This is a genomic window from Streptomyces sp. NPDC002125 (genome assembly GCF_053593715.1).
Genome location: NZ_JBSFDD010000024.1, coordinates 33,374 through 45,488 on the forward strand (window position 1 = coordinate 33,374; position 12,115 = coordinate 45,488).

Consider the following 12,115-nt stretch of genomic DNA (forward strand, 5'->3'; position numbering starts at 1 on the left):
CAGTCCACTACCACTACACAGGGGGCACCAGTTGTCCGATTCCACCGATCCGGGCGATCCCCGGCTCGTCCGCCGGCTGATCCATCTGTACGTCGGCCTGGCGCTGTACGGCGCGAGTTCGGCGCTGCTGGTGCGCGCCGGACTCGGACTCGAACCGTGGGGCGTCCTGCACCAGGGGCTCGCCGAGCGGACCGGCATCTCCATCGGGGTCGTCTCGATCATCGTCGGGGCGGTCGTCCTGCTGCTGTGGATCCCGATCAGGCAGCGTCCGGGGCTCGGCACCGTCTCCAACGTCTTCGCCGTCGGCCTCGCGATGGACGGCACGCTCGCCCTCGTACCGGATGTGCACGGGCTCGGCGCCCAGATCCCGTTGATGGCCGCGGGCATCGCGCTCAACGGTGTCGCCACGGGCCTGTACATCTCGGCGCGCTTCGGGCCCGGCCCCCGCGACGGGCTCATGACGGGGCTGAACCTGCTCACCGGCCGCTCCATCCGGCTGGTGCGTACGGCGATCGAGGTGGCCGTCGTCGTGACGGGCTTCCTGCTCGGCGGTTCGCTCGGCGCGGGAACGGTCCTCTACGCGCTGGCGATCGGCCCGCTCGCCCAGTTCTTCCTGCGCTTCTTCGCCCTCCCCGCGCCGGACGCGGGCAGCCGGACCGTTGCCGGGAGGTCACCACGAGGAGCGATACTTCCGCGGTGACCGCAGCGACTTCTGGACGCCATCCCTATCTGGACCATCCTTCGACGATCCCCTTCGCCCATCGCGGCGGGGCGGCCGACGGCATGGAGAACACGGCCGCGGCCTTCCGCCGGGCGGCCGGCGCGGGCTACCGCTACTTCGAGACGGACGTGCACGCCACGGCGGACGGCCGCCTGGTCGCCTTCCACGACCCGACCCTGGACCGGGTGACGGACTCCCGGGGCCGGATAGACCGGCTCCCCTGGAGCGAGGTGAGCCGGGCGAGGGTGGCGGGCAGCGAACCGCTGCCGCTCTTCGAGGAGCTGCTGGAGGAGTTCCCCGACGCCCGCTGGAACGTGGACATCAAGGCGGAGCCCGCCCTCGAACCTCTCATCGCTCTGATCCGCAGGACGGACGCCTGGGACCGGGTGTGCGTGGGCTCGTTCTCGGAAGCGCGCGTGGCCCGGGCGCACCGCCTCGGCGGCCCCCGGCTGGCGACCTCCTACGGGGTGCGCGGGGTGCTCGGCCTGCGGCTGCGCTCGTACGGCATCCCGGCGGCGCTCAGGGCGGGCGCGGTCTGCGCGCAGGTCCCCGAGAGCCAGAACGGCATCCGCGTCGTCGACCGGAGCTTCGTCCGCACGGCACACGCGCGCGGCCTGCAGGTCCATGTCTGGACGGTCAACGAACCGGAACGGATGGCGGCCCTCCTGGACCTCGGGGTGGATGGCATCATGACCGATCACATCGAGACGCTGCGCACGGTGCTGAGCGAGCGGGGGGCATGGGCCTGACGCCGGGACCTGCCGCGGCGGCACGGAACGATCGAGGGGGCGCGGCGTGAGCACCGGTACCGCAGGAACGGCGGATCCCGCCGGACGGCCGGCCGAGGCCGCCGACCGCAAGCGGGAGCAACGCGGCTGGTATTTCTACGACTTCGCGTGCTCCGTGTATTCGACGAGCGTGCTCACGGTGTTCCTCGGCCCGTATCTGACGTCGATCGCCAAGGCCGCCGCCGACGCGGACGGATTCGTCCATCCGCTGGGCATACCCGTGCGTGCGGGCTCGCTCTTCGCGTACTCCGTGTCGGTGTCCATCGTCGTGGCGGTGGTCCTCATGCCCGTCGCGGGCGCGGCGGCGGACCGCACGGGCCGCAAGAAGCCGCTGCTGGCGGCTGCCGCGTACACGGGCGCCACGGCGACGGCCTGCATGTTCTTCCTGGACGGCCACCGCTATCTGCTGGGGGCCTTCCTGCTGATCGTGGCGAACGCGTCGATCTCGGTGTCGATGGCCCTGTACAACGCCTATCTGCCGCAGATCTCGGCCCCCGAGGAGCGCGACGCGGTCTCCTCGCGCGGCTGGGCCTTCGGTTACACCTCGGGCGCGCTCGTGCTCGTGCTCAACCTGGTGCTCTTCACGGGCCACGACTCCTTCGGGCTCTCCGAGTCCGACGCGGTCCGCATCTGCCTGGCGTCCGCCGGGGTGTGGTGGGGCGCCTTCGCGATCGTGCCGCTGCGGCGGCTGCGCGACCGGCGGGTGGCCCCGGGCGGCGAGGGCGCGGTCGGCTCCGGCTGGCGCCAGCTGAGGGCGACGCTGCGCGACATGCGCCGTCATCCGCTCACGCTCTCCTTCCTGCTCGCCTACCTGGTCTACAACGACGGCATCCAGACGGTGATCTCCCAGGCCTCGCTGTACGGCTCCGAGGAGCTCGGCCTCGACCAGACCACTCTGATCACGGCGGTGCTGCTCGTGCAGGTGCTGGCCGTGGCGGGGGCACTCGGGATGGGGCGGCTCGCCCGGGCGTACGGCGCGAAGCGCACGATTCTCGCCTCGCTGGCCGTCTGGACGCTGATCCTCGCCGCGGCGTATCTGCTGCCCGCCGGTGCGCCGGTGTTCTTCTACACCCTGGCGGCCGCGATCGGGCTCGTGCTGGGCGGCAGCCAGGCCCTCTCCCGGTCGCTGTTCTCGCATCTGGTGCCGAGGGGCAAGGAGGCGGAGTACTTCTCGGCGTACGAGATGAGCGACCGGGGACTGAGCTGGCTGGGCCCGTTGGTGTTCGGTCTCTGCTATCAGCTGACAGGCAGCTACCGGGACGCGATCCTGTCCCTGGTGATCTTCTTCGTGCTCGGTTCGGTGCTGCTGGCGAGGGTCCCCGTACGGGCGGCAGTGGCCGCCGCGGGCAACGCCGTTCCGAAACGGATTTAGACGTTGAAGTGAAAGGCCGGTAGTGTACGCCTTTGGCCTGCCCGGAGGACCGTTACTGCGAGTGGAAGAAGTCAAACCGTTGGGTGACACCTTCGACCAGAGGTGACAAACCGGGCACCGAAGGGTAATCAACCCAGACATGGCAGCGGCACGACGGGCGACGCATGACCGGCAACGGGAATCTTTGCCGCCGACCGGACGTTGACCGGATGACGACGACAGCGACACCTGTCCTGTGGGCGACAAGCCCGGGAGGCACGATTCATGAGTGAGCGAGCTCTCCGCGGCACGCGACTCGTGGTTACCAGCTACGAGACGGACCGCGGCATCGATCTGGCCCCGCGCCAGGCGGTGGAGTACGCATGCCCGAACGGACATCGATTTGAGATGCCGTTCTCGGTAGAGGCGGAAATTCCGCCGGAGTGGGAGTGCAAGGCGTGCGGCGCCACGGCACTCCTGGTGGACGGGGATGGCCCCGAGGAGAAGAAGGGCAAGCCGGCGCGTACGCACTGGGACATGCTCATGGAGCGGCGCACCCGCGAGGAGCTGGAGGAGGTGCTGGCCGAGAGGCTGGCGGTTCTGCGCTCCGGAGCCATGAACATCGCCGTGCACCCGCGGGACAGCAGGAAGTCTGCCTGACCGCACACCGCACTGATCGAGCCGCGGGCCGTGACACAGAATCTGTGTCACGGCCCGCGGCTTTCGTCTGTCCGGTGCTCCCTTGCCGGCCCGCGGTTCTGCCTGTCCGTACGTTCTCGTCAGCCCGTACGTGCGCGGCGCCCCCGTCCGGGGCGCCGCGCGGGCACGGGTCAGCCGGCCAGCGGCGGGCGGTCCGCGCCGGGGCCGTCGTCGGGGCGGGGGCGTGCGGGCGCGCCGTCCTCGCGGATGACCTCGCCCTGGACCACCTTGCCGTCGGGGCGGTGGATACGGGCCTGCTGGAAGGCGTCGGAGAAGCCGCCAGGTGCCGCGGCCCTCATACGGCGCTCCAGGGAGCGTTCCGCGTAGCGGCCGAGCACCGAGCGGACCGGGGGCAGCAGGAGCAGGAGCCCCGCCGCGTCGGAGATCACGCCGGGGATCATCAGGAGCAGGCCGCCCAGCATCAGGAAGCCGTTGCCCTTGCTGCCCGTGGGGGCGGCGGCGGGGCCGGTGGACGCGCCGGGCTGCCCCGGCATCTGCTGGAGGGTCTCGGTGAGCGTGCGGAAGGCCCTCCGGCCCGCCCGCTTGATCACCGCGGCGCCCAGGACGGCGCTCGCGACCAGGATCAGCAGCACGGTGAACCCGTTCGCCGCGTCGGCCACCACGGTGAGCAGCCAGATCTCCAGCACGATCCAGGCCGCGACGCCCAGCGGCAGGAAGGTACGGGCGCGTGAGCGCCGTGGACGGTTCGGAGGCGGTGTGCCGGTCGTCATGCCCCCAGTGTGCCTGTACGCGCGTGCGAGCGGCGTAAGGGGGTGATCATGACGGCACCGGCACGGGGTCAGGAGCTCTTGCGGCCCAGCACCTTGTTGGCCCGGCCCGTGATGCCCCAGCCGGTGACCCGCCACAGCGCCTCGACGAGGATGTCCCTGCTCATCTTGGAGTCGCCGATCTCGCGCTCCATGAAGGTGATGGGCACCTCGACGACGTGGTACCCGGCCTCGACGGCACGCCTGGCCAGGTCGACCTGGAAGCAGTAGCCCTGCGAGGCCACCTCGTCGAGGCCGAGGCCGTCCAGCGTCGGCGTGCGGAAGGCCCGGTAGCCGCCGGTCACGTCACGCACCGAGAGGCCCAGCAGCATGCGGGAGTAGAGGCTGCCGCCGCGCGAGATCATCTCGCGGTGCCTGGGCCAGTTGACGACCCGGCCGCCGGGGACCCAGCGCGAGCCGAGGACGAGGTCGGCGCCCTTCAGGGCGGTGAGGAGCCTGGGCAGTTCCTCGGGCTGGTGGGAGCCGTCCGCGTCCATCTCGACCAGGACGCCGTAGTCGTGCTCGGAGCCCCAGCGGAAGCCGGCCAGGTAGGCGGCGCCGAGCCCTTCCTTGCCCTTGCGGTGCAGGACGTGCACCTGGCTGTCGGCCGCGGCGAGCTCGTCGGCGACCTTGCCGGTGCCGTCGGGGCTGTTGTCGTCCGCGACGAGGATGTCCGCGTCCGGAACGGCGGCGCGCACCCGGGCGACGATCAGCTTGACGTTCTCGGCCTCGTTGTAGGTCGGAATGATCACCAAGACTCTGCCGAGCGGGCCGAACTGCCTCTGACCGCCGTCGTTCACTACTGCCCCTTAAAGTCCGTACGCAGGTGCACACCATATCCAGCGCACCACGGCAGGACTCCGACACGGTCACGGGGTGGCTCGGTGCGCGCGGACAGAAGCGTGGAACTGCGGACAGAAGGACAGCACAGCGGATCACAGCACTGCGGATCGGGGCCCGGTGTCCTTCGGGCCGACCTGGGACCCGCTGGCTGCGGGTCGACCGAGAGCCGTTGTCTACTGAACCTCCGGGCCCCACCCGGGTCACACCTGCCGCCCAGCCGAAACCTTCCCTCGCCCCCGAGGCGCGAGCGCTGACCCTGGCTGCCAGCGGTGGTGCACCGGTGCGGCACACCGCCCCATGACCCAGCGGCGTTCGACGACTGCGTGGAGGTCTGACCGGTCGGACGTCCAGTGGTGGACCCGGCCGAACCTACCGGCCCGTGGGCGCTCTCTGTCAACAGCCGTTCGACCTGCGCTTTCTCCCGAAAGTGCCTGGTCAGCGCGGAGGACGCGCAGGTCGCGGCGGAGTCCCGGCGCCTTCGATCGGCGGTACGGAACATCCTCACGTCACTCGTTCGGCCTTACGTAGACGGTTTGTCCGAAGACCACCGTGCGCAGACAGACCGGAAGGTCCCCTCCCGGGGTGAGATCGGGCAGGCCGGGGGTGCCGGAGCGGGGGTCCGTGGACCAGCGCGCCACCCGGTCGTCGGGGGCCTGGACGAACAGTCCGCCGGTACGCCAGACGGCGTAGTCGGCAGGGGCCCCCGGCACGAGCACGCCCGCGTCGTCACGGCCGACGGCGCGCCAGCCGCCCCGGGTGTGGGCGGTGAAGCCGGCGCGTACGGAGACCCGGTGCCCGGGCGTGCCGTGGTGGGCCGCGGCCCGCACCGTTCCCCAGGGGTCCAGCGGGGTGACCGGGCTGTCCGAGCCGAAGGCGAGGGGCACACCGGCGCGCAGCATCGCCGCGTACGGGTTGAGGGTCGCCGCTCGCTCCGCGCCCAGGCGCTGGGCGTACATGCCGTCGGGGCCGCCCCAGGCGGCGTCGAAGGCGGGCTGGACGGAGGCGGTGAGGCCCAGTTCGGCGAAGGCGGCGACCGTCTCCGGGGTGAGCATCTCGGCGTGCTCCACGCGGTGCCTGGCGGCCCTGATCCGGGCGAGCCCGAGCGTCTCGGACGCGGCGCGCACGCCCTCCACGACGGCGGACACGGCCGCGTCGCCGATGGCGTGGAAACCGGCCTGGAGTCCCGCCTCGGTGCACGCCGTCACATGTGCGGCGATCTGCCGGGCGTCGAGCCGGGCGCCGCCGGTGTGCGGGGCGTCGGCGTACGGCTCGTGCAGGTGGGCGGTGTGCGAGCCCAGCGAGCCGTCGACGAAGAGGTCGCCCGCCGCGCCGATGGCGCCGAGCTCGCGGACCCGGGCGGCGCCCTTGGCGTCGTCGACGCGCTCGGCCCAGTAGCCGAAGACCCGGGGGCCGGGCTGCTCGGAGGCGAGCTCCAGCAGGCCCGTGAAGTCCTCCTCGTCGGAGATCTCGGGGCCGGCGCACTCGTGGACGGTTCCGATGCCGAGGGAGGCGGCGTGGGCCAGGGCGGCGCGCTGGGCCCCGGCCCGCTGCGCCGGGGTGACGGCACGGTGGGCCGCCGCGCGCACCGCGTGGTGGGCGTCGCCGGTCAGAGGGGCGTCGGGGTGGTATCCGGCCAGGCCGGTGACGCCCGGGACGAGGTCCAGGAGCGCCGTGGTCGCGACGGCGGAGTGGACGTCCACACGGGGCAGGTAGACCGCGCGGCCGCCGGACGCCTCGTCGAGTTCCGCGCGGGAGGGGGGCCGCTGCCCGGGCCAGCGGGCGGCGTCCCAGCCGTGGCCGAGGATCACCCGCTCCCCCGGGTGCCCTTCGGCGAACGCGCGTACGAGCTCAAGGGCTTCGGTGAGCGTGCGCGCGCCGGAGAGGTCCAGCCCGGTGAGGGCGAGTCCGGTCGACGTGGTGTGGACGTGGGAGTCGGTGAACGCCGGGGTGACCAGGGCCCCTTCCAGGTCGATCACCTCGTCGACGCCGCTCGCGAAGGAGTCCGCGGCCCCCTCCGAGCCCACCCAGGCGACATGGCCGCGTTCGACGACCATCGCGGTGGCGAAGGGATCGGCTGGGCTGTGGACGTCTCCACCGCGCAGCAGCACGGTGCGGTGTTCGCTCTGGGGGGCGGTGCTCTCGGTCATGGGACCAGTCTCGCGCCTGCCGGGACCGGTTCGGCGCCCGCCCCCTCCGCCACGGCGGACGGATGCCTCAGATGCGGGGCGGCCGGGCCTCGTACGGCGTGGAGAGGACGACGGTCGTACGCGTGGAGACACCCGCCAGCGTACGGATCCGGGTGAGCAGGTGTTCCAGCTCCAGGGGGCTGGAGACCCGCACCTTGAGGATGTAGTTCTCGTCGCCCGCGACGCTGTGGCACGCCTCCAGCTCCGGCACGCCCGCGAGGCGTTCGGCGATGTCGTCGGGTGCGCTCGGGTCGAAGGGTTTCACCGAGATGAACGCGGTCAGGGGCAGGCCGACGGCCTCGGGGTCGACGACCGCGGCATAGCCCCGGATCACCCCGCGCTGCTCCAGCCGGCGAACACGCTGATGAACGGCCGAGGTGGACAGGCCGGTGGCCTTGCCCAGGTCGGTGTAGCTCATCCGCCCGTCCTTGACGAGCAACTCCACAATCTGTCGGTCCAGCTCCTCCATGCGGATCAACCTATGGCCCCAGGTCCCTCCAGGCACAGTCGCGGGGGCCTCTGAAGGGCAGGTTCGAGGGGCATGTGACGAATGCCACAAGTTTACGGGTGGGTAGCCGACGACCTCGCGGTTACGGCCGACTTCGGACGGGAAGTGCTTGCTGTGGCCGAGGCCGTGGCGGCTTGCCGGCCCACCCGAGGGGGGAAGATCCCATGCAGAGCCTGAAGCTCACCGGACGTACCGAACCGGAGCCCGACGCATACGCGGATCCGGACGAGGACAGTGTTCCCGACGCGTACGACACATTCGAGATGTACCGGGTGATCTGCCCGGACTGCACCCAGCCGATCGCCCTGCTGGCGGACGAGGACGTCCTTCCCGAGCACGCGCTCTGCCCGACGCCGTGGAATCCGTTCGTCCTCACCGTCTGCCCCGGCACGGCCCGCGACGCCTCCCTGGCGCGCCCGGCCGACGAGACGCTGGAGGCCCAGGAGCAGGAGACGGCGCTGCTGCTGACGCTCCCTCAGGGACTCGACTGGCGGATGCAGCCCTTCTCGCACGCCGGCGGTCCCGGCTCGCGTCCCCGGCGGTACGTGCCGCAGGCGGGACGGCAGGCTGCCTGACGGCCGCCCGGCGGGCGTACCACCTCTGAGCGCACCACGACGGCCGGTCCGGCGTGGTGCGGACAGTTCACCGGACGGCCGGTGACCGCCGCACCCGGGAGGAACGGGCGCGCGAATCGGCCGGACAGTGACCCCGAGCCCCGTACGGGCGTTGTTTCTGTATGACCACCCTGCATTCGACGGCCGGCCCCACCCGCCGCCGTCTCACAGCTCCGGCGTCCGGAGAATCGGTTCCTCAGCCCGGATCGCCGCCCCGCGAGTCCGTGCCGCACTCCACCGACCCGCCCATCTACCGCGCCATGCTGCGCCATTGGGAGTCCACGGGCCGGACCATGCCGGGCCGCCATGACCAGGAGTGGAACCGGATCATGACGACACCCGTCTGGTCGGACCGGCCGGTCCGGGTCAGCGCGTCTCGGGACCCGCGAGGTGACGGGCGATGACCATCCGCTGGATCTGATTGGTGCCCTCGACGATCTGGAGCACCTTCGCCTCGCGCATCAGCCGTTCGACCGGGAAGTCGAGGGTGTAGCCGTAGCCCCCGAGTACCTGGACCGCGTCGGTGGTCACCCGCATGGCCGCATCGGTGCAGAAGAGTTTCGCCATGGCCGCCTGCCGCGAGAACGGCAGACCCGCGTCGCGGAGCCGTGCCGCCTCCAGACAGAGCGCCCGGCCCGCCTCGATCCGGGTGGCCATGTCGGCGAGCATGAAGCGCAGCCCCTGGAAGTCCGCGATGGGGCGGCCGAACTGGCGCCGCCCCGTGGCATATCCGACCGCCTCGTCCAGGGCCGCCTGGGCGACGCCGATGGCGCAGGCGGCGATCCCCAGCCGCCCCGAGTCGAGCGCGGACAGGGCGATGGCGAAGCCCTGCCCCTCCTCACCGATGCGGCGGTCGCCGGAGATCCGTACGCCGTCGAAGTGCAGCTGGGCGGTGGGCGAGCCCTTCATGCCCATCTTCTTCTCGGGGGCCGCCGCTTCGAGACCGCCGGCGTCGCCGGGCACGAGGAACGCGGTGATGCCCCGGGGTCCCTCCTCGCCGGTGCGGGCCAGCACGGTGTAGAAGTCGGCGATGCCGCCGTGCGTGATCCAGGCCTTGGTGCCGTTGAGCACCCAGTCGTCGCCGTCCCGTACGGCCTTGGTGCGGAGCGAGGCGGCGTCGGAGCCCGAGGACGGCTCGGAGAGGCAGTAGGCGCCCAGCAGGCCGCCGGCGAGCATCGCGGGGAGGTGGGCGGCGCGCTGCTCCTCGGTGCCGAAGTTGGCGAGCGCGTGGCAGGACAGCGAGTGCACGCTGACGCCGAGCCCGACGGTGAGCCGCGCGGCCGCGAGTTCTTCGAGGACCTGGAGGTAGACCTCGTACGGCTGGTCGCCGCCGCCGTACGCGGAGTCGTACGGGAGTCCGAGCAGTCCGGCCTCGGAGAGGAGGGTGAACACCTCGCGGGGGAAGACGCCCGCCTCCTCCTCGTCGGCCGCCCGGGGAGCGATCTCCTTCGACACGATGTCGCGTACGAGCTCGATGAGCTGCCGGGACTCCTCGGTGGGCAGACGGCGTTCCACCGGCTGCGGGGCAACGTCGGACATGACGGCGCTCTCCTCCCTGTCGGGCGTATGCGGCGGTCGCGCGCGGGGTGTGCGCGGTACCGCCGGGTTGTCCCGGGCGATGCCCGGAAATCTACGGCTCCTCGGCCGATCCTGCCTGCCCGGATCACGGGAGGCGGCGGCCGGTGGCTGTGGCGCGTCGAGTATGCCCGATCGGAGCGCGGACGTCACCGGTCACCTGCCCCTTGATCAGGGACATTGGTCCGAACCATTGACCCAACTGGTCTAGTCCTTCTACGGTCTCCCCCATTACCTCATCGCGTTCATGCCAATTCCTGGAGTGAACGCGACGAGATACCCCCACGCCCAAGCCCTCCCCCACGAGGAGCCACAATGACCGGACTTCACCGTCCCCGCGGCCGTCTCAGGGCGCTCGCCGCGACCCTCTGCACCGCAGCCCTCGGCGCCGCCCTGCTCGGCGTCGCCGGTACGTCCTCGGCGGGTGCCGCCCTCACGGCCGCCGCGCCGGCGTCCGCCGAGGCCGCCCCTGCCGCCGCCGGTGACAAGGTGGTCGGATACTTCACCAACTGGGGTGTCTACCAGCGGAATTACCACGTCAAGAACATCGAGACCTCGGGCTCGGCCGACAAGCTCACGCACATCAACTACGCCTTCGGCAACGTCCAGGGCGGCAAGTGCACCATCGGGGACAGCTACGCCGACTACGAGAAGGCCTACACGGCCGACCAGTCGGTGGACGGCGTCGCGGACACCTGGGACCAGGAACTGCGGGGCAACTTCAACCAGTTGCGCAAGCTCAAGAAGCTGCACCCCGATCTGAAGGTCATCTGGTCCTTCGGCGGCTGGAGCTGGTCCGGCGGCTTCGCCGAGGCCGCGCAGAACCCCGCCGCCTTCGCCGAGTCCTGCTACGGCCTGGTCGAGGACCCCCGCTGGGCCGATGTCTTCGACGGCATCGACATCGACTGGGAGTACCCGAACGCCTGCGGCCTGACGTGCGACACGAGCGGCCGTGACGCCTACGGCGACCTCCTGTCGGCGCTGCGCACGAAGTTCGGCACCGGCAATCTGATCACCTCGGCGATCACCGCCGACGGTTCGGACGGCGGCAAGATCGACGCGGTGGACTACGCCGGGGCGGCGCAGTACCTCGACTGGTACAACCCGATGACGTACGACTTCTTCGGCGCGTTCGCGGCGCAGGGGCCGACGGCCCCGCACTCCCCGCTGACCTCCTACCCGGGCATCCCCACGGAGGGCTTCAACAGCGACGCGGCGATCTCCAAGCTCAAGGGCCTGGGCATCCCCGCGGAGAAGCTGCTGCTGGGCATCGGCTTCTACGGCCGCGGCTGGACCGGCGTCACACAGTCGGAGCCCGGCGGCACGGCGACGGGGGCGGCCCCGGGGACGTACGAGGCGGGCATCGAGGACTACAAGGTCCTGAAGAACAGCTGCCCGGCCACCGGGACGGTCGCGGGCACGGCGTACGCCCACTGCGGCACCAACTGGTGGAGCTACGACACCCCGGCCACCATCGGCACGAAGATGGACTACAAGGACCAGCAGGGCCTGGGCGGCACCTTCTTCTGGGAGCTCAGCGGCGACACGGCCGACGGCGAGCTCATCAAGGCGATCAGCTAGCACCGAGGGCCATCAACGGGCCCTGGCGGGGTACACGCGCCACAGGGCGGGTCAGGGGTGGGGTGCCGGGCGGGCGCCCCACCCCACCCGTCATCGCGCCCGGCCGGGGCTCAGAACAGTCCGGCCTGGGTGACGAGCATGGCCAGTACGACGACGAGCGTCCAGCCGAGGATGTGCTCCAGGATCTTCGGCCCGTCCTGGGGTCCGCCGGTGCGGGCACGGCGGGCGTAGGCGGACTTCTCGGCTGCGGTCGCGGTCATGGCATCTCGCTCGGTCGTTCGGCTGTGGCGTCCCCCGGTGACCCGACCACATTGCCAGGGGATACGGGCGGCGCGGTAGAGATCCGGGTCACAGCGGCAGCCGGACGCGGCACGGGGAAGGGGCCGCAGGTCCGTGCTGGCACGGGATTCACGGCGGAGCGGCCGCACCGGATGTGCGCCATGCCATATCCCGCCCGCGCCCCGGGAAGGGCGCCCGCGGAC

12 protein-coding genes are annotated in these 12,115 nt (G+C 71.5%); 6 read left to right on the plus strand and 6 right to left on the minus strand.

What is annotated here, in order from left to right; genetic code table 11:
- Window positions 1-31: 31 nt before the first annotated feature.
- The 4 genes from yczE (at window position 32) to ACWCQM_RS30945 (ending at window position 3,520) form a co-directional block, all read left to right on the plus strand.
- Window positions 32-700, plus strand: coding sequence for a membrane protein YczE (gene yczE, locus ACWCQM_RS30930; protein WP_450918382.1), 669 nt, complete (start codon window positions 32-34; stop codon window positions 698-700).
- Window positions 697-1,470 (plus strand): glycerophosphodiester phosphodiesterase family protein, encoded by a 774-nt coding sequence (locus ACWCQM_RS30935; protein ID WP_450918383.1) that lies wholly within the window; start codon window positions 697-699, stop codon window positions 1,468-1,470. Before yczE ends, ACWCQM_RS30935 begins: the two co-directional genes overlap by 4 nt.
- Before the next feature lie 46 nt (window positions 1,471-1,516).
- Window positions 1,517-2,881 carry an MFS transporter gene (locus ACWCQM_RS30940; RefSeq protein ID WP_450918384.1) on the plus strand — a complete coding sequence of 455 codons (1,365 nt, stop codon included), beginning with the start codon at window positions 1,517-1,519 and terminating at the stop codon, window positions 2,879-2,881.
- Between the two features lie 264 nt (window positions 2,882-3,145).
- Window positions 3,146-3,520: an RNA polymerase-binding protein RbpA gene (locus ACWCQM_RS30945; protein ID WP_014044757.1), complete on the plus strand. Its 375-nt coding sequence runs from the start codon at window positions 3,146-3,148 to the stop codon at window positions 3,518-3,520.
- 170 nt (window positions 3,521-3,690) lie between these two features.
- On the opposite strand, the gene fxsA is transcribed toward ACWCQM_RS30945, so the two are convergent.
- The 4 genes from fxsA to ACWCQM_RS30965 form a co-directional block, all read right to left on the minus strand.
- Window positions 3,691-4,290, minus strand: coding sequence for an FxsA family membrane protein (gene fxsA, locus ACWCQM_RS30950; protein WP_450918385.1), 600 nt, complete (start codon window positions 4,288-4,290; stop codon window positions 3,691-3,693).
- A 68-nt stretch (window positions 4,291-4,358) separates the two neighbouring features.
- Window positions 4,359-5,126 (minus strand): polyprenol monophosphomannose synthase, encoded by a 768-nt coding sequence (locus ACWCQM_RS30955; protein ID WP_267076908.1) that lies wholly within the window; start codon window positions 5,124-5,126, stop codon window positions 4,359-4,361.
- A gap of 549 nt (window positions 5,127-5,675) precedes the next feature.
- The gene (locus tag ACWCQM_RS30960) at window positions 5,676-7,316 is read right to left on the minus strand and encodes an amidohydrolase (RefSeq protein ID WP_450918386.1); all 1,641 of its coding nucleotides are present in this window, start codon (window positions 7,314-7,316) and stop codon (window positions 5,676-5,678) included.
- A gap of 67 nt (window positions 7,317-7,383) precedes the next feature.
- Window positions 7,384-7,824 carry an Lrp/AsnC family transcriptional regulator gene (locus ACWCQM_RS30965; RefSeq protein ID WP_033304241.1) on the minus strand — a complete coding sequence of 147 codons (441 nt, stop codon included), beginning with the start codon at window positions 7,822-7,824 and terminating at the stop codon, window positions 7,384-7,386.
- A 203-nt stretch (window positions 7,825-8,027) separates the two neighbouring features.
- On the opposite strand from ACWCQM_RS30965, the gene ACWCQM_RS30970 reads away from it, so the two are divergent.
- Window positions 8,028-8,438: a hypothetical protein gene (locus ACWCQM_RS30970; protein WP_450918387.1), complete on the plus strand. Its 411-nt coding sequence runs from the start codon at window positions 8,028-8,030 to the stop codon at window positions 8,436-8,438.
- A gap of 405 nt (window positions 8,439-8,843) precedes the next feature.
- Here the strand turns inward: ACWCQM_RS30970 and ACWCQM_RS30975 are convergent, their stop codons facing one another.
- On the minus strand, window positions 8,844-10,016 hold the full coding sequence (locus tag ACWCQM_RS30975; RefSeq protein ID WP_450918388.1) for an acyl-CoA dehydrogenase: 1,173 nt from the start codon (window positions 10,014-10,016) through the stop codon (window positions 8,844-8,846).
- Window positions 10,017-10,367: 351 nt separating this feature from the next.
- Here ACWCQM_RS30975 and ACWCQM_RS30980 point away from each other — a divergent pair, with 351 nt between their 5' ends.
- Window positions 10,368-11,633, plus strand: coding sequence for a glycoside hydrolase family 18 protein (locus ACWCQM_RS30980; RefSeq protein ID WP_450918389.1), 1,266 nt, complete (start codon window positions 10,368-10,370; stop codon window positions 11,631-11,633).
- Window positions 11,634-11,743: 110 nt separating this feature from the next.
- Here ACWCQM_RS30980 and ACWCQM_RS30985 read toward each other — a convergent pair whose 3' ends face one another.
- The gene (locus tag ACWCQM_RS30985; protein ID WP_450918390.1) at window positions 11,744-11,893 is read right to left on the minus strand and encodes an SCO1431 family membrane protein; all 150 of its coding nucleotides are present in this window, start codon (window positions 11,891-11,893) and stop codon (window positions 11,744-11,746) included.
- Window positions 11,894-12,115: the final 222 nt, after the last annotated feature.

What these genes read in the sequence shown, in the direction of transcription:
- ACWCQM_RS30945 (WP_014044757.1), top strand. Translation starts at nt 3,146, where the DNA reads ATGAGTGAGCGAGCTCTCCGCGGCACGCGACTCGTGGTTACCAGCTAC.
- fxsA (WP_450918385.1), bottom strand. Translation starts at nt 4,290, where the DNA reads ATGACGACCGGCACACCGCCTCCGAACCGTCCACGGCGCTCACGCGCC.
- ACWCQM_RS30960 (WP_450918386.1), bottom strand. Translation starts at nt 7,316, where the DNA reads ATGACCGAGAGCACCGCCCCCCAGAGCGAACACCGCACCGTGCTGCTG.
- ACWCQM_RS30965 (WP_033304241.1), bottom strand. Translation starts at nt 7,824, where the DNA reads ATGGAGGAGCTGGACCGACAGATTGTGGAGTTGCTCGTCAAGGACGGG.
- ACWCQM_RS30970 (WP_450918387.1), top strand. Translation starts at nt 8,028, where the DNA reads ATGCAGAGCCTGAAGCTCACCGGACGTACCGAACCGGAGCCCGACGCA.
- ACWCQM_RS30975 (WP_450918388.1), bottom strand. Translation starts at nt 10,016, where the DNA reads ATGTCCGACGTTGCCCCGCAGCCGGTGGAACGCCGTCTGCCCACCGAG.
- ACWCQM_RS30980 (WP_450918389.1), top strand. Translation starts at nt 10,368, where the DNA reads ATGACCGGACTTCACCGTCCCCGCGGCCGTCTCAGGGCGCTCGCCGCG.
- ACWCQM_RS30985 (WP_450918390.1), bottom strand. Translation starts at nt 11,893, where the DNA reads ATGACCGCGACCGCAGCCGAGAAGTCCGCCTACGCCCGCCGTGCCCGC.